Source organism: Peribacillus simplex NBRC 15720 = DSM 1321, from assembly GCF_002243645.1.
GTDB lineage: Bacteria > Bacillota > Bacilli > Bacillales > DSM-1321 > Peribacillus > Peribacillus simplex.
Genome location: NZ_CP017704.1, coordinates 3,940,479 through 3,962,859 on the forward strand (window position 1 = coordinate 3,940,479; position 22,381 = coordinate 3,962,859).

Consider the following 22,381-nt stretch of genomic DNA (forward strand, 5'->3'; position numbering starts at 1 on the left):
TTTGCACCTCAGAATAGGTAGTACACGTTCATTAAACCGAAAGTCAAGCCGGATAATAAAAGCGTGCTGCCAAGTGTCAATGGCATTCCTTGTCTTTGAATCGTATTCGCTATCAATCCAGGTACGATTATACCGATTCCCCGAAACTCGAATATTTCAAATGGCATGACGGGGTAGACGAAGTCCAACAGGAGCTTCAAGCAAATCCCTGTCACCATCATGGCTGCGAATTTTCTTCTTCCATATAAAATCACCCATCTTGAAAGGCCGTGAGTGACGATCAAATAAGTTACTACACTAATGATCAGGATGGTCAGCATGATTTCCCATTGATCAAATACTAATGCCAAATAACCTGGCACGATAAGTCCTGCGGGTACGACACCCGTTTTTTCTGAAAATATAAGGCTAAGCGTAACTCCTAGTACTAGAGCTACATATAAATCCGATCCAAACATTAAGGTTCCTCCTACTTAACTCGCTTTTTGCTTCGTTTTAGATTTCATGAATGCTTCAATTAATGGTTCCGCTGCACCGTGAATATTCCCGACACCGTAGACGATGCGATTTTTCATCAATGGGCGGAGGCGGGCCACGATTTCTTCAGTTGACCAGTTTTCTAAATCCCAATATTCTTTTGTATCCAATTGACCTTGCTCGAATGCCCGAGTGATCGGTGATGTGGTTTCACCTATGGAAATGACGATTTCAGATTTTATGTAAGGCAATACATCTCTAGCAAACTGCTCGGTACGGTCCACACGGTCGGGACGGCAATTCATGATGACGATAGGAGGTTCTGTGCTGTATCCAAACGTATTGACACGTTCCCAAATGTTCAGCGTCGATGACGCGTCATTTGCAGCAAAGCCATTGACAAAGAAAGTTGGCTGAATGGGATCTCCGAATTTGGTGATCCGCATGGCACCTGGATCGGGATGTGCATTCAACATACCGCGAAAAGCTGTTTTTTCATCAATGCCCAAAGCCTCCGCAACGGCCAAGGCCAGTGATGCATTATCTGGAAATACCATATAATCGAATTCGCGTAGGAATTCTTCCGAAATTCTGGAATTGTCTGCAACGATCACTTTTGTGTTGCGTTCTTTGGCAATTTGCTTGAAAAAGTCCAAATATTCACTTTCAATGGTTATTAAGTGACCATTATAGGGAATGGTAGCAGTGAAGGCTTCAGCAACCTCATCCAAAGTCGGTCCCATGACATCCATATGGTCTTCCAATACATTCACGATGACCCCAATGTTTGCTTGGATCATTTTGTTTTGGAAGATTAGTTGATAGTCAGGCTGTACGGCCATGCACTCACAAACTAGTGCTTCCGTGCCTAAGTCGGCAACTTCTTTAACTACACGCCGTTGTTCTCCTATGTTGGGTCCTTCCGGGCGGCGTACAATCGGTTTTTCCTTGTCGGTAAACCAATAGATCATTCTTGCTGATGTTCCGGTTGTTTTACCTACTGTTTTGTACTTAGCTTCCTGGATCACACCTGTAATCAGGCGCGTTACAGTCGATTTCCCTCGAATCCCATTCACATTCACACGTACCGGGATGGAGTCGAGACGCTTCTGATGGCGTTTTTGTTCGAAAATGCCATAGCCAAGTAAAAAGATCGCACAAATAAATATTGGTGCCATTTTTTAACCTCTCTTTTTTTTAATTATTTGATTTACTGAATACACACTACATGATTTTAAACTTAATAGGCAAGAGTCAATTATTCTATCGCAATATAGTTATTATCAGCTTTTTCAAATAAATGTATATAGGAGTGTAATATTATCTAATGGGATAAATTGTTTTATGAGTACAAAGATATGGCTGAAAAACACGTAAATCCTTGGTTTATTTACACTAAATTATGGAAAGTTTAATAAAGATCTATTTTGGTCAGAATCAAAATGGTTTAATGAGCATTTGAACCCGATTCTTAATGGCTATATTTGAATAATGAATTGTTTTTAAAAGTGAGGTTTATTACAGTTTATTAATTGTTTATACCTATTAGTTGTCATAAACGTAACAATATTTATGGAATTGTCATTCAATGTAAGATATTGCATCTATCGACTCAATTAGTTGGACTCTTTAGAATACGGACAAAGATGAGTAAAAGAACACATCTCTTTTTTTTGATATTTTCCGGTTTTTTCCTAATGGGATACCCATGGGTCTATAGTTGATCTTTTACCTGAAACATGAAATAAACTAAAGTTAACCCATTTTTTTAAAAAAATACCTAGTTTCTTCTATAAATATAGTGTTTATAAAAGAATGAAAAATAAAAAAAGCTCAGAAGCATATCTGAGCTTTCGGCTTATATATTGTAAATGAATGGAATGGTCACGAATCTCCGTTTATCATGGTGATTTAACGTTTGTGGGTCTTGAGCAACTGCATTCGTAGCTGATTATGGGAGGAATCAGGTTAACTGGATTTCTTTCTGTCAGAAATCTCAAGGTTGGAGCCCTTTTTACCGCCATCAATCACATAAAGTCTAGGAGCTAATCTCCTTCTTTTTCCTTGATTGTCAGGATTCATCTTCATATAATTTTCGTATTCTTTGCGAAAGAACTCTTCGGTTTCCCGTTCCAGTGCTTTTCTTTCGTTAAAATCTGTTATGAATTTGAAAAAACGTTTCATATGAATTCCTCCTTTGGGGTTAAAAGGTCTTAGTTTAATAGTAACATATCGTGAGTGAAATTTAACCTTTTTTTACAGATCTGGAGTGAGAATCGTGTTTTTATGTGAATAAAGTTGTGAATGGTTTGATTCGAGAGAAAGCATGCAATGGATCCTTACTGAGTATAAGTGCCCGTGCATGGTGTTGAAAGGAAATGTCGGGATTTGCAGTAGCAGGTATTGGAAGCAATGATTATTTCAGTTAAAATATTCCTTTAGTTATATTTATTATACACTAAATATTCTGAAAACAAAGGAAAATATTCACTTCCTGCCGCTTTTGATAGATTTGCTTTTTATTGGTTTATTATTGTGTATAGTTATTTATTCCCCGAATATACGAAAATGAAACAACCTTTATAAATGAGTGAAAATGCCACCAATACCTTTGCTTTAATGCTTTTCAAATTAATGGACCCCTTTATCGATATTTTATTCACTCTTTTTTATCGGTTAAAAAATGGGATGTTTAAGCAATGAAAAGATAACCAAATTTTCCATTAGGTTTAATATTCACTAAATATAAACATCTTGATTTCTTATCGTTTTCAAGTTACTATTGACTTGGAAAAATATAATATTCCGCGTTAAGGCGGAAGAGGTTCTAGCTACCCTCTCAAAAAAACTAAGGAGAAACAGTGCTCTATTCTTAGGGTGCTGTTTTTTTCCGTAAAAAGGAGTTTTATAGAAATGAAGAAGAAAGAAAAGGCAGTGGTTGTGTTTAGCGGAGGTCAGGACAGTACGACGTGCCTGTTCTGGGCATTGGAGAGATTTGAGAAAGTGGAAGCGGTGACGTTCGATTATAATCAGCGGCATAGCTTGGAAATCGAATGTGCTCAAAACATTGCCAAGGAATTGGGCGTGAATCATCATATCCTTGACATGTCGCTGCTGAACCAACTGGCACCGAATGCATTGACGAGAAGTGATATTGCAGTGGCGGACGGAGAAGACGGGGAATTGCCGTCGACGTTCGTACCGGGGAGGAATTTGCTGTTCCTTTCGTTTGCCGGAGTGCTGGCGAGTCAGATTGGCGCTAAACATATTGTCACCGGTGTCTGTGAAACTGATTTCAGCGGATATCCTGACTGCCGTGATGTATTCATTAAATCGTTGAATGTGACACTGAACTTGTCGATGGACCAGTCATTCGTGATTGATACGCCGCTAATGTGGCTTAATAAAGAGGAAACATGGGAGCTTGCGGATCAGCTTGGCGCATTCGACTTTGTCCGCGAAAAGACCCTGACTTGCTATAACGGAATCATCTCCGACGGCTGTGGAGATTGTCCGGCATGTAATCTGCGGAAAAAAGGACTGGATGACTATGTAAGCAGACGGAAGGTGCTTTCATGATGTACGGTTTTAATATAGTGGATAAACTCCAAAAAATAGATGAAGATATTCAGCGCAGCCAATTGAAGTATACAAACAAGAGGGTTCTTGTGAGTAAGGAATTCACCTTTGACGCGGCGCACCATCTGCATGACTATGAAGGAAAATGCAAGACCCTGCATGGCCACACGTATAAGGTCATTTTCGGGTTGAGCGGGTATACAGATTCACGCGGGTTGATGATAGATTTTGGGGACATCAAGGATATATGGAAAAATGAAATTGAAATCCACCTGGATCATCGTTATTTGAATGAAACTCTGCCGCTCATGAATACAACGGCTGAAAATATGGTTGTCTGGATTTATGAAAAAATGGCCGAAGCCCTTTCATTAAAAGAATATGAGGGTGCTAGAGTCGAATTTGTTCGATTATACGAAACGCCGACAAGCTATGCTGAAGCCAGACGGGAGTGGATGGAAAGTGAGTAAACTCCCGGTTTTGGAAATCTTCGGGCCGACCATCCAAGGAGAGGGAATGGTCATTGGTCAAAAAACCATGTTCGTACGGACTGCCGGCTGCGATTATTCCTGTGCCTGGTGTGATTCCGCATTTACTTGGGATGGCACCGGTAAGGAAGATACCGTCCAGATGACTGCCGAAGAAATATGGGATGAGCTGAAGCGAATTGGGGGTTCCGGTTTTTCCTTCGTGACGATATCAGGCGGAAACCCGGCTCTGCTGAAAAACCTAAACGGCTTGATAGCGATCTTACATGAAAATAAAATGAAAATAGGTGTCGAAACACAAGGGAGCCGATGGCAGGATTGGTTTCTCGATATTGATGAACTGACTATTTCACCTAAGCCGCCGAGCTCTAAAATGAACACGGACTTTACGGTGCTCGACCAAATCATCTCGAACCTTGCCAATCGAAATCCTGAAAACCATGTCTCATTGAAGATCGTCGTCTTTAACGAGGAAGACTATCAATATGCCAAACATGTACATGGGCGTTACCCGGATATTCCTTTTTATCTGCAGGTCGGCAATGACGACAGCAGGACGGCGGATGATCGTCAATTGATCAGCGGCCTTTTGAAGAAGTACGAAGAGTTAATTGATAAAGTGATAGCAGATGATGAATTGAATGATGTGAAAGTGCTTCCCCAGCTGCATACCTATATATGGGGAAACAAGCGGGGCGTGTAAAGAAAAGAGAGCAGGAGGCAGTGTGATGTTTAATCACACTGCCTTTTTAAGCTTATTACAACCTTTGAATGTGTGTAGCTTTGAAGGATGATGTGTATTTAAGGCCATATCCAAATAAGCGATCCATTCCAATATGCGCTGTCCAAATTAAACCAATCATCATAAATGCATCCGACTTTAGAAAGATTGCAAGCAAAATCATGAAGATGGACAGGATATAAGTATGAAATAAGTTATAAACCTTTGCTCCAATCCGCTCATTGATCAGATAGGCCAGCATGGAAACATCAGGAGACAAAATCAATAAAAGGAAAATCCACCAGCTGAATTCATATAACGAATAGATGTAAATCACCGCTAAAAGAACCATGAGTCCTTCAATATGAAGGAATTTCTTTACCATTTTAAAACCTCCCAAAGTTTTATTAACCATTGGTCAATAAAGTTTGAAAAAATTATATGATGTTTCTTATGATATTTTTAACATGAAAATAAGCTAAACCTTTTACATCTTGATAAGATAGTTCAGAATTAATATAAAAAGTTATGAATCCGTGAAGAGAAAGAAAAATCGACCAAATGGATGCAGGATTCAGTTTGTTGTCCGTTAGGTCCGTCAGGGACTGGATTAGCTTTTCGTATGTTTTATTAGAATCAAATTGAAGTAACTGCTGAATTTCTTTTTCCTTCGATAAAAACATGATGGAATAATGGTTCTGTTGGGTTAAACCGAACTCTAAGAAGCACAATAAAATCTTTTCCATTTTTATAGAAGGGTCATTTTCCGACATGATGATATCATCGATTAAAGTATTTAAAACGGAAAAATCCGTTTTCACCAAACTATAAAATATTTCTGCCTTATTTTTAAAATGATAATAAATGGCTCCATGGCTGCAATCCAATGATTTAGCCAATTGCCTCATTGAGACATTCGAATACCCTAACGTTGCAAAAAGGTTTCTAGCTTCATTCAACACCATGTCCCTGGACAATTCTTTACCTGCCGATTTCCTTGGCGACATCTTAACACTCCCTTATTTATTGACCACTGGTTAATTAGGATGATAACTCACTGATTTCGAAATGTCAATTACTAGATCATATTATAAAGTACTGTTTTTTTAGAGAAACTTTACCATTTGATGAAACGGGATTTCACCTTATACAGGTGGGGATGCAGGACATTGCCTATGGATTATTCCCCGCAACCAGTTAACTTAAATACTAGTGGGTATGATGTTCCCTTATCCAAAGCAACTACGTTTTTAGTTTCAATGAAACAGGTATTTGAATTTACAGCTATTTTTAAAGGGTGAAATCAGAGGAAATATGAATGTCCTGTAACAGAAAAAAAGGAACCCACTATATGTGTGCTTGCCTTATTTCAGTACCAACAATACCAATATATGGTATTATTAGGGTATTCGTAGAACGTTGGAGGGGATGAATAAATGAAAAAGAAATTCGGTATTTTGGCTTCAATTATCATAGTTTTGACCGGCTATTTTTTATACACTAAACCGTATAAAGATAAAACAAAACCTGTAGAAGACTTTATTAAAGTATATCCACGAGATCATGTAATAATAAATGAAATCATAATCATAGAGGGAATTGATGAGGTCAATCCAGGTGATATCGATTTGAATGATGAAGAGGAAATGAAAAAAATGGCAAAAAAGCAATATGAGCAAAATGAAAAGGGGGAAATAATTTTTACAGAAGAAAATCAGTGAAATCACCTACCTATAATGAGTAAACCAATGTGGGAGGCGGCAGTTATTGATAGTTTTGGATAGTATCTATGGGAAACACATTGTAGAGGGAGTTCTTGAAGAACTGATAGTAAGCAAACCGGTCCAAAGATTGAAGGGGATACATCAAGGCGGGGCAAGTTATTTAGTTAATGAGCAGTGGGGTGTCACACGATTTGACCATTCAATTGGTGTGATGCTTTTAATAAAAGCGCTTGGAGGTTCATTAGAGGAACAAATCGCGGGCTTGCTGCATGACGTATCCCACACTGCATTTTCACATGTTATTGATTTCGTTCTGGATTGTAAGGATGAAGATTATCATGAAAAGATATATGATCAAGTCATTATGGAATCCGAAATCCCATTTATACTGAAGGAATATGGATATGATTGTAAAGTCATTTTTCAATCAAAATGGGAATTGCTTGAACAGCCAGCACCTGAGTTATGTGCCGATCGGGTAGATTATACTCTCCGGGATATGTATCAATATGGACATATCACAATGGAATCCGTTAATGAATTTCTAGACCATATAATCATAATAAATGGAAGGATGTATCTGGATAATATTGAATCTGCGGAATGGTTTGTGAAAACGTATTACAGCGAAGTTATTGATTTTTTCATGAACCCACTTAATATATATGGCTATGATATCTTGGCAAATACCTTAAAATTGGCTTTAGCTAAAAAACTGATCAGTCTTGATGACTTACTCGGTACAGATGAAGAAGTCATGTCCTTGTTAAGCTTCACTGAAGACCATGAAGTGCAAAACCTGTTAAAACGGATCCATGGTAACGTAAAGGTGAAAGAAGATCAATTGGATTACGATATACATCGGAAAAATAAAATGCGCCTGATGGATCCTTCCGTTATTCAAGGAACCCAATTAGTAAGAGCATCCAGTTTATCAGAAAAAGTAAAGAAAATGGGAATTGAAGCCTATAAAAAAGCTTCGAAGGGCATATATCTAAAAGTGTTTTCCGATTGAATTTCTTGTCAAAGCATACGGAAAGTAAAAAACTCAAGGGTGATATTCATCCTTGAGTTTTTTCTCGGAAACATTAAAAGTCTCCTCCCGTCTAAATCTGAACCTTTAAAAGTTAAAAAATTATTGATGCTCTCAAAGTATTAACGCCATTTTCTAAATAACCCTTTAAACAGGTTAATGTATATACCCATCCTTCTTTTTGTCCTATCATTTTGTTTATCAATTCGGGGTCGTCCTCTTTCAAACCCGATTCGTTCACTTCAATAATTGTACTCGTTTTATCCAACTCTTTTAGTGTAATTGTAACAACCGTTTCTTGATCATTTCCGCCCCACGCAAACACGATTTTCCTATTTTCCTCGACTTCCAATACATTAATGACCACTTCAGCATCGTATTCGTTATATCTCAATGTAGGCGTCCGGCCTTGTTCCCATCTTTCAGAACTCGATGAGAACCAGAAATTCCCGATTTTTTCAGGGTTCACTATGGCTTCAAATACTTCATTAGTTGGCTTGACTATTTTAAATTTCGTAGTTATTTGAGTATCCATTACTAAATCAACTCTCTTTCGATTTGTTTTTATAGTTTTCCACTACCACTTAATTATCCCAATCTACTGATATTGGCGGCAGGGTCCGTCCAGTTTCAAGCAAGCTCTTCAGGTTACTTAGAATTGCTGGCCATCCATTATTCAAGCCTTCAAAGGTATTGTCATCATATACGAAATCTGTCTCCACAAGATCCTCATGCTTTAGTGTTAACTTCACTGTGGAATCATCCATTGGCTGCAGGACAAAAGTGACCCGAGTAGGATGCTCGCGAGGTGTTTCGTCTCCTGTCATGTTCCAAGTGAACGAGAGCAGGTGTAGCGGCTCACACTTAAGTACATTACCATGATCAGTAATACGCCCATCTTCGAGCAAATATTTAACGATTGAGCCTTCTTGCCAGTCAGACTGGACTTGGCATCCAAAGTGATATTTCTTCGTGACTTCACCGCTCGTCAGGGCTTCCCAAAGCTTCTCTGGAGTGGTTGCGATATAAATAGGATAGACAAACGTTGGTTTTTTCATTATTATTTTCCTCCTCGCGTTTATATCTCATATCAAGATCGAAACATTATTCTATCAATCATTGTCGGCTTTTCATATACAGCCGGTCAAGTAGTTTTCTGCGACAAAAATCGCCAGAGTCATTGGATTGAAGAAGATTTGAAGTGCATTGCTAATACCAAACGATATCCGCGGAATCGCACCATTCCCAGTGACTAAAATCGGCCGTATTGAAACTTCTTGATTTCTAATCGCTTTCAAGCTACGATAATTAAGGAAAATGATAATCCGCTCGGGCGGAAGAGGTTCTAGCTACCCTCTCAAAAAAACTAAGGAGAACAGTGCTCTTTCTTAGGGTGCTGTTTTTTCTGTATAAGGAGAATTAAGAAATGTTAAGAATTTTATTGTATTTAGTATCCATCATCACGGCGAATGTGGTTACAGCAGCTTTTGCGCCATTACATTTTGGCATGTTCATCATTCCGATGGGTACATTGCTCATTGGGGGAACCTTCATCTTTCGAGATCTGGTCCAGAATAAATTCGGCCGCGCCAAGACCTATATATGTATCGTCACTGCACTTATTTTATCTGCGTGTGTATCATTCTTATTAGGGGATACGTTACTGATCGTATTTGCTTCCGCTTTATCGTTCGTGGTCGCAGAAACAGCGGATACGGAAATTTATACCCGTTTAAAGCTCCCGATGAGTTGGAGGGTGTTTTACAGCGGGATCGTTGGAGGCTTTTTCGATTCGGTGATATTTGTCGTGATTGGCCTAAGTCCACTGGGTGCCAATATATTACCATGGGAAGCAGTACCCGCTGCGGTTATCGGCCAAATCATCGTTAAAACTATCATTCAGTCAATCGGTGCCGTACTGTTGGGACGAATCAACGTAGAACTGGAGAAACGTGTAGTCTCCAGTTAAATGCTAGGAGGGATGCACTCGATGGATGGAACCAAAAAAGAAGAAGACAAATGCTATTGCCTCGAAGCCTTTCGTGAAAAATATGGCCCGCATGTTCAAGGGGAATGTATGAAGCTCTCCTGCGCCAATTATCGCAAGCATAAAGGAATAGACAAAAAAGGACCAAATTAGGTCCTTTTTTTGCGTGATTGAAGTAAGGCACCAGTAAACGTGCTGAATCATGAGTCCAGTATGAATTCACGAGTAAAAGTGCGAATTCACGAGTAAAACAGCAAAACTCACGAGTAAAAGTGCGAAACTCACGAGTAAACAGCTCAAATTAATGAGTACAGCACATTTTCACGAGTAAATAGCAAAAAAAGCTTCCTGCGCCGTTCCATTAATGGTTGCAGGAAGCTTTTTATTTTGTTTAGAATTGCTCTGCGCTTTTCCGAACTAATTTTTCCAGGAAGAAAAAGCATTCTCGTTTCCGCTCAAGTTCGGTTTGTCCATTTTCGGTGACATGATAATATTTCCTGCGGCCTGACTCTGACTCTTTCCAATGGCCTTTTATGAATTCTTTTTTTTCTAACCGTTTCAGGGCGGAGTAGAGGGTGCCTTCACTTATTTGATATTTGCCCATGCTCATTTCCTTCAAGATCTTCGTGATTTCATAGCCGTATAGCTTTTTTTGTGAAAGAAGTGAAAGCAAAAGGAGGTCAATGCTTCCCTTCATTAATTCTTTATCCAAATAAATTCTCCTCCTTTTCATTTTTAAAGTGTAATCCTTTGTACATCGTATCACAAGGTGCATTTTACTTTTCTTTTAAAAAATGGTTAAATGACGATTGCTAAATGAATTTAATCATAGTAAAATGTGCTTCGGAACGGATGAGTTGTGAAGCGTGTGGTAAGGATACTATATACATGATTTAATTGTTTAAATGAAAAAACGGAATAGGATAGAAGAATCCCTACTCAAGGGGTATTAATTGATTTTTTTTCGAAAATCATATAGATTCTATTTATTAACAAGAGCAGAGAAAGAAGGTCCTAGATAGATGAAAGTGAAAGCACCTGAATCATTCACATACAGAGGTGGAAAAAGAGCTGTTCTTTTACTTCACGGGTTTACCGGAAGTACAGGAGATATGAAGAAATTAGGGAAATACTTGAATGATCTCGACTATACTTGCCACGGACCTCTTTATAGAGGGCATGGATTGTCTGGTGAGGAACTCGTTAAGACTGGTCCTAAGGAATGGTGGGAAGATGTAGTTAATGGCTATAAATTCCTTAAAGAAGAAGGCTATGAGGAAATTGCAGTTGTAGGAATTTCTTTAGGAGGAGTTTTCTCATTAAAAGTGGGAATTGAATTGCCTGTAACAGGGGTAGTTTCAATGTGCGCTCCGACGCAAGGAAAAAGTATCGATCGACAAAAGAACCGCTTGCTCAATTATGCACAGGCTTATAAGAAGTTTGAGGGCAAAGATGCAGACCAAATTGCTGCAGAAGTGAAGCTTCTGGAAGAAGAGCCAATGCCTCAACTAAAAGATGTGTTGAATATTATAAATGAGACAGGTGAAAATTTAGATTTAATCACATCACCAACTCTTGTTTTACAAGGGCGCTTGGATGATCCAGACTATACGGAGAGTGCTTCAGCGATTTACAATGAAGTTGATACGCAGCATAAACACTTGATCTGGTATGAAAAATCCGGTCATATTATCACATTGGGTAAGGAACGTGAGCAGGTGTATGAGGATGTGTATAAGTTCTTAAATACACTGAATTGGTCGGAGTAATAAGCGAGTTTTATTGAAGAAGAGCGCCGGTCATCATATTATCCCCTTTAAGTTGAACGTGTAAAGAGCCTACATTAATATGTAAGCTTTACACTATACTTGAGGGGATTTTATTTTGGCTGCAAAAGTGCTTTTTGAAGTGTTCTTAAGTATCTATTTGTAGAAAAAGACCTTTAAGTTATCGTTATTATCAAGAGTTGCTAATAAAATATCGTTCACGTCGGCATTATATGTTATCTTGATTCTGTTTTTCAGCCATGCTTCGTCTTTACCGCCCCGATTTAATTCTTTAGAATCAATCTTTCCATCTTTAATGATCGTTTTAGGAAAAGTGAAGGCATTTGTTGCTAGGTGCATATCTTCTGGGGTTACTGCTTCATATTGAGGGTATAAAAACAATGAAATGGTACCACCCGGTTCCCATAGTGCGAGGGCCACTTTTTGAATATCTTCGACTTTTTCTTTTCTTAATTCCGATAATAAAAAATCGATGGAGATTCGGGCCCTTGCTAAGCTTTTGTAAATGATTTGTCCATTTTCGATAAGTGGAAAGGGGGCAGAGTCAAAAAACCTTCGGAGTTTGCCCCACTTAAGACCCGTAAACACACTAATTATATATAAAATCACTAAAACAAAGGTCGTGATCATTGAGCCCTTCAAACCTAACTGTTCATCAGACAAAGGGTGGGCAAGAATGTTTCCAATAATTAATGCCATTATGAAATCGAGTAATCTTAGCTGGGAAATGGACCGTTGCCCCATCAATTTAACCGAAAAAAGTAAGAAGAAGAAGGATATAATGGCTCTTAAAGTCCACTGAATTGCAGTAAGAGTTTCCTGGCTATTAAAAAAATCCACAAAAAATTCACGTCCTTATTTCCTATAAAGGAGATGTAATAGTTAGTATGATGAATTGAAGCAAGGATTATCACGACTGGGAAGGTTATTTAAAGACCTCTAAAGATGGGGCCGTTTATATTTAAGCCGACTCCTTCATAAGTATTACCCAACATTGGACCCTAGGAGACATTCTTAACTGTTTTCTAAAAATTTATATTAATATAACAACTTTAAATCGTATTGTAATTAAAAATAAACTGATTTAAAATGATATCTTTCCTGAGAAATTTATTTAAAAAATATCCTTGTATAATATCAGTGATGATGGTCTGATAGTTTCTACCTGGCAGCCGTAATGCCGGACTACAAGGAAGTATGAAAATAGAAGAGATGAACAGGTTTATGTTGCTTCGCTTGAAAAAAGCTTGATCTACATAAAATTGTTTCAATGAAGGCTCTTACTTTTTCACACTTTCTTCCTGCGGCTGAAAGTGTAAAAAGGTGAGGGCTTTTTATATAAAAAATATGAATGGGAAATAATATATCCAAAGGGGATGAAATCATGTATTTCTTATTGAATATACTAGGTGTTTTAGTTGTAATGGGAATCGTTTACCTATGTTCACCTAATAAAAGGAACGTTAAGTGGAAAGCCATTCTTACCTTGCTTGTTCTTGAATTTCTTATCACATGGTTCATGTTATCGACTAAAATTGGGGCATGGGTCATCAATCTGATCGCTTCATTCTTCACCTGGTTGATTGAATGCGCAAATGAAGGGATTTCTTTTGTCTTTCCTTCACTTATGGCAAATGAACAAGTGGATTTCTTTTTCAGCGCATTGATGCCAATTATCTTCATTATCACGTTTTTTGATGTCTTATCGTATTTCGGTATACTTACCTGGATTATTGATAAAGTGGGATGGCTCATCTCAAAAGTATCCGGTTTGCCAAAACTTGAGAGTTTCTTCTCGATTCAGATGATGTTCCTAGGAAATACCGAGGCACTTGCCGTTATCCGCCTTCAACTCAGTGCGATTAAGGATCAGCGTCTTTTGACATTTGGAATCATGAGCATGAGCAGCATCAGTGGTTCAATCATTGGAGCCTATCTGTCCATGGTACCGGCAACCTATGTTTTTGTAGCTATACCTTTGAACTGCTTAAATGCCTTGCTGATAGCTAACATGCTGAATCCCGTCGATGTCAGTAAAGAAGAAGACGTCGTTTATGTACCTTCTAAAGAGGAACGTAAAGATTTCTTTTCCACCATTTCCAACAGTATGTTGGTTGGGGCCAAAATGGTCTTCGTCATCATGGCAATGGTTATCGGCTATGTGGCGTTAACGGCCAGCGTAAACGGCATTTTCGGTTTCTTCGTGGATGGATTGACCATTCAAAAGATTTTCTCTGTCATTTTTAGTCCATTTGCATTCCTGCTTGGATTATCTGGACATGATGCCATGTACGTCGCTCAATTGATGGGAATCAAGCTTGCCACAAATGAGTTCGTTGCCTTGCTCGATTTAAAAGATAAAGTCAGTACACTGTCTCCGCATACAGTTGCTGTGGCTGTCACTTATCTGACGTCATTTGCCAACTTCAGTACAGTGGGCATGATTTATGGAACATTCAATTCCATACTCAATGATGAGAAATCGAACATTATCGGAAGAAATGTTTGGAAGCTGTTGGTTAGCGGGATGGCTGTTTCCTTGCTAAGTGCCATGGTCGTTGGATTATTCGTTTGGTGATTTAAAACAAGGGCATCCATTTTTATAAATGGATGCCCTCTTTTGTATGAAAAAAGCTGTGCTGGATTTTCCTATGCACAGCTTTTTGCTTTATTTCGTCAAATAGTTCTCCGTATAATATGGTTTATTTTCCTCATCGAAGGCAACTCCGACACCGAGTGATTCAAAATCCTTCTGTAATTTGTTTTCCCTGTGTCCAATGGAATTCATTAGGCCTTCATGGGCAAAGATACTGCTATTCTGACCGGCAGCCAGATTTTCCCCCGCCATTCGAAAATTGATTTTGTCATCTTCCATCCGGTCGAAAGGGGATTCTCCTTCAAGATTTGTATGGTTGAAGTATTGATTCACGGCCATATCTTCACTATGATCCTGTGCAGTGACCTTCACTTGTTTATCCCATGAAAGCACTGAGAGATCATGATTGACCCGTGATGCATTGGTCAAATCGAATAATTGATATTCAAAGCCCTTCTTTAATCCGGGGCCGGCTTCTGCAAAATAGCCGCTTTTTTCCTTTTCGAGTTTTGCGTCGATGATTTGGATTGCAGTGACTGTATTTTTCTCATGTTTGTCATAAAAAATGGTCACATAGCTATTATCCATTTCAAACATATCGTATTCGCCGCTGTCACTTCGAATCTGGTAATAGACGTTTCCTTTAAGCAGTTTTGTTACAGGCTCCCCCATTTTTCCAGTCACGGTTTCTTTGGGAGTGCCGCGTTTTATGCCTTCCTTTGAGGAAATCAAATCTTGGTTCGTATATAAACCAACAACTTTATTGTTGTTATCGTAGGCAACCATGAAGAAATTTTGATAATTTTCGTGATAGGCGAGCCAGTCTACGCCATATTCATTCCGCGTATTCCGCTTAGCTTCACCAGCCATCTTTTCTACATCAGCTTTCGTATCGCCCATTTCGATATTACGGACTGAAAATGATGCATCAGCAGGTGCTTCCAGTGCTGGTTTTTTCACTTTTTCCGTTTCCTGCGATTCTTTTTCAGAAGCGGTATCCAATGTTTCCGTCAGCGATCCAATCACGCTGCTGACTCCAGTACTCAGTTTTTCCAAGGCAGTCGAAACCTCTGGCCCGTTTATAAAGGAATGAACATCGGATGCAAAGGCACCAACCCCTGCTTTGAACCCAGACTCCTGAATATCTTTACCATATCCATACCAAAATCCACCGAGTAGGAGTATGAGGACAACAATATTAAACAATTTCCGCAAATCGTTCACTCCTGCTCTATCTAGGATATAGAATCCCGATTATTGAAAGATCATCTGCAGCATACTTAAGATAGGTGGGGCACATAACAAAAACAGTGAACACAGAATGAGTATTTGTGAGGCCATTTTTGGAAGCTTTTCCTTCCCTTTTCCCGAATACCAGCCACTGAACTGAAGTTTATTTCTATACCAGACGAATAATAAAATCAGGATCGCAATCGAGCCTAGCCAGCCATACTGATTCATATTAACTCCTATGTTTATATATATGCCGTTTACAATGGTCGAAATGATTGTTCCGGCTATCCCGAAAATTAATATGATACGTATCAATTCTAATAAGACCCTCATATGTCACTCCTTGGTTTCACCATTATACTTCTTCGTTTACAAAATAAAAACTTTAATGGTGTGGTATTACATATTATACCAAAAATTAGGAGGGGAATAAAACGGATGGTACGATGGTGAAATTTTTTTAGGAGAATTCATTATATACAAAAAAGATTAGCTACTTCGAGCTAATCTTTTTTGTTTGGAATTACTTCAATTGATCATTCAATACACTTTCCTCAAGAACGGAAAACTTATCTCCATACACTCTGGTTATGTGATTTTCCCCCCACGTACACAGTGCGGATAGGATACTTTCCAGGCTTTGTCCATACTCACTTAGTTCATATTCCACTTTTGGGGGGACTTGGTTGTAAACGATCCGATTGATGACACCGTCCTGTTCCAGCTCCCGCAATTGTTGGGTCAACATTTTTTGGGTGATGTTTGGCATAAGGCGCTTCAATTCACTAGTCCGCTTTTTTCCGTGGGTCAGATGGCAGAGGATTACGCATTTCCACTTCCCGCCCAGTACTTCCAGAGTTGCTTCAACTGATATATTGTACTTCTTTTTTTGCATGATTTGCATACTCTCCTTATTTTATAGGAACTTTAAGGTACCTATATTACTTTAAAGTACGTACTGTTTTTTATTTGTATTATATCTCATAATAACATTTGCACACCGAATTCCACTGTACCATTTATAAAAAAGTTGCTTAGGCAATTTCAATGATAGTACAAAACGACGAGAAGGAGAAGAGGATATGATTTCAAGTAAAAATAGAAGTACATGGGCATTGCTGGCTTTAGCGATCAGTGCCTTTGCGATAGGAACAACTGAGTTCATCAGCGTGGGATTATTACCACTCATTTCTAAAGATTTACACATTACAGTGACGACGGCGGGATTGACTGTATCCTTATACGCCTTGGGGGTTATGTTCGGGGCACCTATCCTGACATCCCTGACATCGAATATGTCGCGAAAGACTTTATTGCTTTGGATAATGGTCGTGTTCATTGCCGGAAATGCATTAGCGGCTTCTGCGACAACGGTCGGTGTATTATTGATCGCACGTGTTATTTCAGCGCTTGCACATGGTATCTTCATGTCAATCGGCGCTACGATTGCGGCTGATTTGGTCCCTGAAAACCGCAGGGCGAGTGCCATCGCCATCATGTTTACAGGCCTGACGGTGGCAACGGTGACCGGAGTTCCTTTTGGAACCTTCATCGGCCAGCAATTCGGCTGGAGGTTCGCTTTCATCATCATTGTGGCAATCGGCGTGATTGCTTTCATAGGGAACGGCATCCTAGTACCATCCGATTTAAGAAAAGCTGCACGGACCACGTTTCGTGACCAAATCAAATTGGTGACGAATGGCCGATTGCTGCTAGTATTCATCATAACAGCGTTAGGGTATGGAGGTACATTCGTTGTCTTCACGTACCTGTCGCCATTACTTCAGGAAGTGACAGGGTTTAAAGAAGGAACTGTGGCCTTGATTTTGCTAGTATATGGAGTAGCGATAGCAATAGGAAATACCCTTGGCGGGAAATTGGCCAATCGCAATCCTATTAATGCCCTATTCTATATGTTTCTTATACAGGCCATTGTACTTGTGGTCTTGACTTTCACGGCACCGTTTAAGATCGCTGGTTTAATTACGATCATTTTAATGGGATTGTTTGCATTCATGAATGTTCCGGGGCTTCAAGTGTATGTCGTCATGTTAGCGGAGCGTTTCGTGCCTAGTGCAGTGGACGTGGCGTCAGCCATCAATATTGCCGCCTTCAATGCAGGAATCGCCATTGGTGCCTACTTAGGAGGGGTGATTACGGATTCGATCGGACTGATCCATACAGCTTGGATAGGTGGAGTCATGGTGTTTGCAGCTGTGATTTTAACAGGGTGGAGCCGGGCCTTGGAAAGTAAAGACCGTACTAAGGGAACTGACAAAATAGCATAGGATTAAAAAAGTGATACATGTTAGAAAAGGCATGCTATGCGTTTAGAGTATCAAAAAACCAAGTATCATTGCATCCCTTCAGCGAATGATGGAAGGTTCCTTGAAGGGATGTAATGATACTGATACTTAAGCGCATTACAATCTTTGATAAAAACAATGAAGAAAAAATTTGGAGGTAGAGAGATAATGGTGAAAAATTTACAAGATACAACAACATTGCATAACGGGGTTAAAATGCCATGGTTCGGTTTGGGCGTATTTAAGGTGGAAGAAGGACCTGAGCTGGTAAATGCAGTTAAAGTGGCCGTTAAGCATGGTTATCGCAGTATCGATACGGCTGCCATTTATGAAAATGAAGAAGGGGTTGGACAAGGGATTCGTGAGGGCTTAAAAGAAGCTGGAATCTCCAGGGAAGACTTATTCGTAACATCAAAAGTCTGGAATGCCGATTTGGGATATGAATCGACAATTGCGGCTTACGAAAAAAGCTTAAAGAAACTTGGCTTGGAGTACTTGGATTTATATCTTATCCATTGGCCAGTGGAAGGAAAATATAAAGAAGCTTGGAGAGCATTGGAAACTCTTTATAAAGAAGGTAAAGTAAAAGCGATCGGTGTGAGCAATTTCCAGATTCACCACCTAAAAGATCTAATGGAAGATGCAGAAGTGAAGCCGATGGTCAATCAAGTAGAATGCCATCCGCGGTTAACTCAAAAAGAAGTTCAGGCATTTTGTAAGGAACAAGGAATACAACTTGAAGCGTGGTCACCTTTGATGCAAGGTGAACTTCTGGATAATGACGTTTTACAAGCAATTGCGACCAAGCATGGTAAATCAGTTGCACAAGTCATTTTACGCTGGGATTTACAAAATGGGATTGTAACGATTCCAAAATCCACTAAAGAACATCGTATTGTAGAAAACTCATCTGTATTCGATTTCGAATTGACGGAAGAAGAAATAAACCAAATTGATGGATTGAATCAGAATCACCGTGTTGGTCCAGATCCTGATAATTTCGACTTTTAATCACGTATGAAGGAGAGGGACGGAATATCCGTCTTTCTCTTTTTTTATTGGATCTCCACATTGTTGGGGATGGAAAAATGCTGTACCAACATTCGATGGCGTTTACAATGACAGCTTCGGGAATCTGATTAGTTGACACGGTATTTCTATGATGATATAAATGCATGTGCATGCATTATATAAAAAAGGAGATAAAAATTATGAATGATTTATTTTCACCTTATCGCATAAAAGAACTTGAACTTAAAAATAGGATCGTCATGCCGCCGATGTGCCAATACTCCGTCGAAGCGGAAGATGGTATACCAACCAACTGGCATCAGCAGCATTATGTAAGCAGGGCAGTTGGAGGCACGGGGTTAATTATAGTTGAAATGACCGATGTGGAACCTGATGGGCGCATTTCGAATCGCGATCTTGGATTATGGTCCGACGATCAAATTGGAGCTTTCTCCAACATCGTTAAGGAAGTTCATCAATACGGTGCAAAAATCGGGATACAAATCGCCCATGCAGGCCGTAAAGCGGAGGATGCCGAAACTCCGGTGGCACCATCAGCCATCGCCTTTGATGAGACGTTTAAAACACCAAGAGCTTTAGAAACGGAAGAAGTGAAGGAAATGGTCGATAAATTTCGGGCATCGGCCAGAAGGGCTGTTCAAGCAGGATTTGACGTAATCGAATTACACGGTGCACACGGGTATCTAATCCACCAATTCACATCACCGCTTACGAATAAACGGGATGACGAATATGGAAGGGACCTGACCAAATTCGGAGTGGAAGTCATTAAAGCCGTGAAAAGCGAAATGCCTGCCGACATGCCTTTGATCATGCGCATTTCTGCAAGAGAATACGTTGAAGGCGGATATGGTATTGAAGAAAGCATTGCATTTTCACAAGTCTTTAAAGAAGCAGGCGTCGATATGTTCCATGTAAGCTCTGGAGGAGAAGGCCCGATTGGAGCAGACGGAAGACCGGGTACGCATGCTAACTATCAAACGCCGTTGGCCAGGGAAATCAAAAAAGCTTTGGATATTCCGGTGATTGCTGTAGGTCGATTAGATGATCCGATTCTTGCAAATTCAATCATTGGTAATGAAGAAGCGGAATTGGTTGCCGTCGGCAGAGGAATGCTGCGAAACCCATATTGGGCACTGGAGGCATCTAAAGCTTTAAATAAAAAAACGGAGATCCCTAAACAATATCAACTTGGATTCAAGCATTGATACAAATTTATTCCTTAAAACGCCGGCGAATATTATATTCGCTGGCGTTTTTACATTCAGGCTCCAGTGACTATAGGACGGATAAGGATCATCGCAAATTAATCGATCCTTTTCGGTATTCTGATAGTGGCTGCCTTGTTAAATTTCATCAGCCGAACCATTACGTGATGTTTAACTGGAAATTTTGTTATAATGAAAAAGATAAATCAAACGATAATTCGAGGTGCTAATTATGGAAGAAATCAAAATCATTACAACTGAAGAAGTGGAAGCTAAGCTTGAGGCAGGCGAAGCGATGGAGCTTGTCGATGTTCGTGAAGACGAAGAAGTGCAAGAGGGAATGATTGAAGGCGCGAAACATATTCGCATGAATGATATCCCGGCGAACCTTGACTATTTTGATAAAGAAAAAGAATATATTTTTATCTGCCGTTCAGGACGCCGCAGTGAAAATGTATGCCATTATCTTCAGGAACAAGGATATAAAGTGGCAAACATGGTTGGCGGAATGCTTGAATGGGACGGCGAAGTCATCGTTAAGTGAAGTTCTTCAAAAAAACCTGTTACTTTTGTAAGCGTAAATCCAAGAATGTGACGGCTTATTTGAATGAAGAAAGACATAAGATCATGGTTTGTTCACAATGTCGTGAATATGCGGAAAGACGCGCATATTTGAAGACGTGAAAAAAAAGAGTCCTTTCATGAAAGGGCTCTTTTTTCTATGAACCTTTCCTAACGGGGATGCAAAAGTTATATGTTAAAATTAGGGTGCTGAAATCAGAAAATATAGAAAAAGGAGCGTTGAAGCATGAATGTTCATAAAATAGCGGTCATTGCTGGTGATGGGATAGGCCCTGAGGTGATTAATGAGGGTGTAAAGGTACTTAAAGAAGTGGCTGCAATTGCCGGGGATTTTTCTTTCCAGTTCACATATTTTCCGTGGGGCTGTGAATATTATCTCGAGCACGGCAAAATGCTGCCCGACGACGGACTGGAACAACTGATGAAGTTTGACGCCGTGTATCTTGGAGCGGTCGGTTATCCTGGTGTCCCGGACCATATTTCATTACGTGAACTTCTGCTGAAAATCAGAAAGGGATTTGACCAATATGTGAATGTTCGACCCGTTAAATTGCTTCAAGGTGCACCCTGTCCATTAAAAGACGTGACTCGTGACCAAATCGATATGGTTGTCATCCGTGAAAACAGTGAAGGGGAATATTCCGGTGCCGGTGATTGGCTTTTTAAAGGCAAGCCAGAAGAAGTGGTACTGCAGACGGGGGTCTTTTCACGAAAAGGAACGGAGAGGATCATCCGTTATGCGTATGAACTTGCGCGTAAGACAGGAAGGACGCTAACGAGCATAAGCAAGGCGAACGCATTGAATTATTCAATGGTTTTTTGGGATCAGGTTTTTGAAGAAATTGGACAGGAGTATCCGGAAGTAGAAACGAATTCCTATCTGGTCGATGCGGCGAGCATGTATTTTGTCAAACAGCCCGAACGGTTTCAAATCGTTGTCACCTCCAATTTGTTTGGTGACATCATCACGGATTTAGGTGCTGCCATTGCAGGCGGGATGGGACTGGCGGCCGGTGCCAATTTAAACCCGGAACGGATTTACCCTTCGATGTTCGAACCGATTCATGGTTCAGCCCCGGATATAGCACATCAAGGCATCGCCAATCCACTTGCGGCCATATGGTCCGCAAGCCAGATTCTCGATTTCTTTGGGCACGGGGTTTGGGGTGCAAAAGTGTTGGACGTGATCGAACAGTTGATGATTGATAAAAAGGCTCTGACTCCTGATATGGGCGGGGCTGCTTCTACAGAAGAAGTCGGGGATGAGGTGGTTGCAATATTATCCGCTTTACAAATAAATCAAGTATAATCATCATGAAAAATGGGCATCCTGCACAATAACTATCATTATAGTAAAAGGGCGGGGAGCCGATGATACAAGTCAAATTATTTGATTATGAGCATGAAAAGGATCTAGAGGATGAAATGAACTTTTTCCTGGAAGACATTCGTGATAATCAAATCGTCGATATCAAATACAATGTCGCCACTACAGGTGAAGAGGAAGAGGAACAAATCTACTGTTTCAGTGCGATGATCATCTATAAAAAAAAATAAAGGCCGGCTGGCCCTATAATCAATATTAGACTACCTATTGCTGCAACGCGGGCAATCCAAGGTAGTCTTTT

Annotated in this window: 27 protein-coding genes and 3 riboswitches; of the genes, 15 read left to right on the plus strand and 12 right to left on the minus strand. The window is 39.8% G+C overall.

All coding sequences use genetic code 11. The features are described from left to right. Nucleotides 1–8: 8 nt before the first annotated feature. The 3 genes from pgsC to BS1321_RS19020 all read right to left on the minus strand — a co-directional run bounded on the left by pgsC (nucleotide 9) and on the right by BS1321_RS19020 (nucleotide 2,661). On the minus strand, nucleotides 9–458 hold the full coding sequence (gene pgsC / locus BS1321_RS19010) for a poly-gamma-glutamate biosynthesis protein PgsC (RefSeq protein ID WP_063232582.1): 450 nt from the start codon (nucleotides 456–458) through the stop codon (nucleotides 9–11). Nucleotides 459–473: 15 nt separating this feature from the next. Beyond that, nucleotides 474–1,655, minus strand: coding sequence for a poly-gamma-glutamate synthase PgsB (gene pgsB / locus BS1321_RS19015; protein WP_063232583.1), 1,182 nt, complete (start codon nucleotides 1,653–1,655; stop codon nucleotides 474–476). 790 nt (nucleotides 1,656–2,445) lie between these two features. Further along, complete coding sequence (locus BS1321_RS19020) at nucleotides 2,446–2,661, minus strand: hypothetical protein (protein ID WP_063232584.1); 216 nt, start codon at nucleotides 2,659–2,661, stop codon at nucleotides 2,446–2,448. A 631-nt stretch (nucleotides 2,662–3,292) separates the two neighbouring features. After that, nucleotides 3,293–3,335, plus strand: a riboswitch (PreQ1 riboswitch). Between the two features lie 55 nt (nucleotides 3,336–3,390). On the opposite strand from BS1321_RS19020, the gene queC reads away from it, so the two are divergent. Genes queC through queE form a run of 3 tightly spaced genes read left to right on the plus strand, consistent with a single transcriptional unit; the run spans nucleotide 3,391 to nucleotide 5,247 of the window. After that, a complete protein-coding gene (gene queC, locus BS1321_RS19025; RefSeq protein ID WP_063232585.1) occupies nucleotides 3,391–4,056 on the plus strand; it encodes a 7-cyano-7-deazaguanine synthase QueC in 666 nt (221 codons plus the stop codon). Beyond that, on the plus strand, nucleotides 4,056–4,526 hold the full coding sequence (queD, locus tag BS1321_RS19030) for a 6-carboxytetrahydropterin synthase QueD (protein ID WP_063232586.1): 471 nt from the start codon (nucleotides 4,056–4,058) through the stop codon (nucleotides 4,524–4,526). The genes queC and queD overlap by 1 nt, the downstream gene beginning before the upstream one ends. Next, nucleotides 4,519–5,247, plus strand: a complete 729-nt coding sequence (queE, locus tag BS1321_RS19035) for a 7-carboxy-7-deazaguanine synthase QueE (RefSeq protein ID WP_063232587.1) — start codon at nucleotides 4,519–4,521, stop codon at nucleotides 5,245–5,247. Before queD ends, queE begins: the two co-directional genes overlap by 8 nt. Before the next feature lie 55 nt (nucleotides 5,248–5,302). Here queE and BS1321_RS19040 read toward each other — a convergent pair whose 3' ends face one another. Continuing rightward, nucleotides 5,303–5,650, minus strand: a complete 348-nt coding sequence (locus BS1321_RS19040; protein WP_063232588.1) for a DUF4260 domain-containing protein — start codon at nucleotides 5,648–5,650, stop codon at nucleotides 5,303–5,305. 52 nt (nucleotides 5,651–5,702) lie between these two features. Continuing rightward, nucleotides 5,703–6,272: a TetR/AcrR family transcriptional regulator gene (locus BS1321_RS19045; RefSeq protein WP_063232589.1), complete on the minus strand. Its 570-nt coding sequence runs from the start codon at nucleotides 6,270–6,272 to the stop codon at nucleotides 5,703–5,705. Between the two features lie 429 nt (nucleotides 6,273–6,701). On the opposite strand from BS1321_RS19045, the gene BS1321_RS19050 reads away from it, so the two are divergent. Together BS1321_RS19050 and BS1321_RS19055 are read left to right on the plus strand one after the other, a co-directional pair. Then, nucleotides 6,702–6,986 (plus strand): hypothetical protein, encoded by a 285-nt coding sequence (locus BS1321_RS19050; protein ID WP_063232590.1) that lies wholly within the window; start codon nucleotides 6,702–6,704, stop codon nucleotides 6,984–6,986. A 46-nt stretch (nucleotides 6,987–7,032) separates the two neighbouring features. Then, complete coding sequence (locus tag BS1321_RS19055) at nucleotides 7,033–8,004, plus strand: HD domain-containing protein (protein WP_063232591.1); 972 nt, start codon at nucleotides 7,033–7,035, stop codon at nucleotides 8,002–8,004. Between the two features lie 112 nt (nucleotides 8,005–8,116). On the opposite strand, the gene BS1321_RS19060 is transcribed toward BS1321_RS19055, so the two are convergent. Both BS1321_RS19060 and BS1321_RS19065 read right to left on the minus strand, forming a co-directional pair. Next, nucleotides 8,117–8,557, minus strand: coding sequence for an SRPBCC family protein (locus BS1321_RS19060; protein ID WP_063232592.1), 441 nt, complete (start codon nucleotides 8,555–8,557; stop codon nucleotides 8,117–8,119). Between the two features lie 49 nt (nucleotides 8,558–8,606). Next, nucleotides 8,607–9,080: an SRPBCC family protein gene (locus BS1321_RS19065; RefSeq protein WP_063232593.1), complete on the minus strand. Its 474-nt coding sequence runs from the start codon at nucleotides 9,078–9,080 to the stop codon at nucleotides 8,607–8,609. Between the two features lie 275 nt (nucleotides 9,081–9,355). Continuing rightward, nucleotides 9,356–9,398, plus strand: a riboswitch (PreQ1 riboswitch). A gap of 50 nt (nucleotides 9,399–9,448) precedes the next feature. Here BS1321_RS19065 and BS1321_RS19070 point away from each other — a divergent pair. Both BS1321_RS19070 and BS1321_RS27600 read left to right on the plus strand, forming a co-directional pair. Then, nucleotides 9,449–9,991, plus strand: a complete 543-nt coding sequence (locus BS1321_RS19070; protein ID WP_048687567.1) for a VUT family protein — start codon at nucleotides 9,449–9,451, stop codon at nucleotides 9,989–9,991. 21 nt (nucleotides 9,992–10,012) lie between these two features. Further along, complete coding sequence (locus tag BS1321_RS27600) at nucleotides 10,013–10,162, plus strand: hypothetical protein (RefSeq protein ID WP_155726451.1); 150 nt, start codon at nucleotides 10,013–10,015, stop codon at nucleotides 10,160–10,162. A 238-nt stretch (nucleotides 10,163–10,400) separates the two neighbouring features. Here BS1321_RS27600 and BS1321_RS19075 read toward each other — a convergent pair whose 3' ends face one another. Next, complete coding sequence (locus BS1321_RS19075; RefSeq protein ID WP_063232594.1) at nucleotides 10,401–10,721, minus strand: PadR family transcriptional regulator; 321 nt, start codon at nucleotides 10,719–10,721, stop codon at nucleotides 10,401–10,403. A gap of 310 nt (nucleotides 10,722–11,031) precedes the next feature. On the opposite strand from BS1321_RS19075, the gene BS1321_RS19080 reads away from it, so the two are divergent. Beyond that, a complete protein-coding gene (locus BS1321_RS19080; protein ID WP_063232595.1) occupies nucleotides 11,032–11,778 on the plus strand; it encodes an alpha/beta hydrolase in 747 nt (248 codons plus the stop codon). Between the two features lie 153 nt (nucleotides 11,779–11,931). On the opposite strand, the gene BS1321_RS19085 is transcribed toward BS1321_RS19080, so the two are convergent. Next, nucleotides 11,932–12,636, minus strand: coding sequence for a DUF421 domain-containing protein (locus tag BS1321_RS19085; protein WP_063232596.1), 705 nt, complete (start codon nucleotides 12,634–12,636; stop codon nucleotides 11,932–11,934). Between the two features lie 267 nt (nucleotides 12,637–12,903). After that, a riboswitch (purine riboswitch) is annotated at nucleotides 12,904–13,004 on the plus strand. Nucleotides 13,005–13,180: 176 nt separating this feature from the next. Between BS1321_RS19085 and BS1321_RS19090 the strand changes: the two genes are divergently transcribed. Continuing rightward, nucleotides 13,181–14,374 carry a NupC/NupG family nucleoside CNT transporter gene (locus BS1321_RS19090; RefSeq protein ID WP_063232597.1) on the plus strand — a complete coding sequence of 398 codons (1,194 nt, stop codon included), beginning with the start codon at nucleotides 13,181–13,183 and terminating at the stop codon, nucleotides 14,372–14,374. Between the two features lie 90 nt (nucleotides 14,375–14,464). Here BS1321_RS19090 and BS1321_RS19095 read toward each other — a convergent pair whose 3' ends face one another. From BS1321_RS19095 to BS1321_RS19105, 3 genes are all read right to left on the minus strand, one after another. Continuing rightward, nucleotides 14,465–15,607: a CAP domain-containing protein gene (locus BS1321_RS19095; protein ID WP_063232598.1), complete on the minus strand. Its 1,143-nt coding sequence runs from the start codon at nucleotides 15,605–15,607 to the stop codon at nucleotides 14,465–14,467. Nucleotides 15,608–15,646: 39 nt separating this feature from the next. Next, complete coding sequence (locus BS1321_RS19100) at nucleotides 15,647–15,958, minus strand: hypothetical protein (protein ID WP_063232599.1); 312 nt, start codon at nucleotides 15,956–15,958, stop codon at nucleotides 15,647–15,649. 190 nt (nucleotides 15,959–16,148) lie between these two features. Beyond that, the gene (locus BS1321_RS19105; RefSeq protein WP_063232600.1) at nucleotides 16,149–16,520 is read right to left on the minus strand and encodes a winged helix-turn-helix transcriptional regulator; all 372 of its coding nucleotides are present in this window, start codon (nucleotides 16,518–16,520) and stop codon (nucleotides 16,149–16,151) included. A 187-nt stretch (nucleotides 16,521–16,707) separates the two neighbouring features. Between BS1321_RS19105 and BS1321_RS19110 the strand changes: the two genes are divergently transcribed. From BS1321_RS19110 to BS1321_RS19135, 6 genes are all read left to right on the plus strand, one after another. Further along, nucleotides 16,708–17,913, plus strand: coding sequence for an MFS transporter (locus tag BS1321_RS19110; protein ID WP_063232601.1), 1,206 nt, complete (start codon nucleotides 16,708–16,710; stop codon nucleotides 17,911–17,913). A gap of 186 nt (nucleotides 17,914–18,099) precedes the next feature. Then, the gene (locus BS1321_RS19115) at nucleotides 18,100–18,942 is read left to right on the plus strand and encodes an aldo/keto reductase (protein ID WP_063232602.1); all 843 of its coding nucleotides are present in this window, start codon (nucleotides 18,100–18,102) and stop codon (nucleotides 18,940–18,942) included. Nucleotides 18,943–19,142: 200 nt separating this feature from the next. Beyond that, nucleotides 19,143–20,171: an NADH:flavin oxidoreductase/NADH oxidase gene (locus BS1321_RS19120; RefSeq protein ID WP_063232603.1), complete on the plus strand. Its 1,029-nt coding sequence runs from the start codon at nucleotides 19,143–19,145 to the stop codon at nucleotides 20,169–20,171. Between the two features lie 232 nt (nucleotides 20,172–20,403). Continuing rightward, nucleotides 20,404–20,715, plus strand: a complete 312-nt coding sequence (locus BS1321_RS19125; RefSeq protein ID WP_034309364.1) for a rhodanese-like domain-containing protein — start codon at nucleotides 20,404–20,406, stop codon at nucleotides 20,713–20,715. A 264-nt stretch (nucleotides 20,716–20,979) separates the two neighbouring features. Beyond that, nucleotides 20,980–22,062 carry a tartrate dehydrogenase gene (locus tag BS1321_RS19130; RefSeq protein WP_063232604.1) on the plus strand — a complete coding sequence of 361 codons (1,083 nt, stop codon included), beginning with the start codon at nucleotides 20,980–20,982 and terminating at the stop codon, nucleotides 22,060–22,062. Between the two features lie 62 nt (nucleotides 22,063–22,124). After that, the gene (locus BS1321_RS19135; protein WP_048682016.1) at nucleotides 22,125–22,310 is read left to right on the plus strand and encodes a sporulation protein Cse60; all 186 of its coding nucleotides are present in this window, start codon (nucleotides 22,125–22,127) and stop codon (nucleotides 22,308–22,310) included. Nucleotides 22,311–22,381 lie beyond the last annotated feature (71 nt).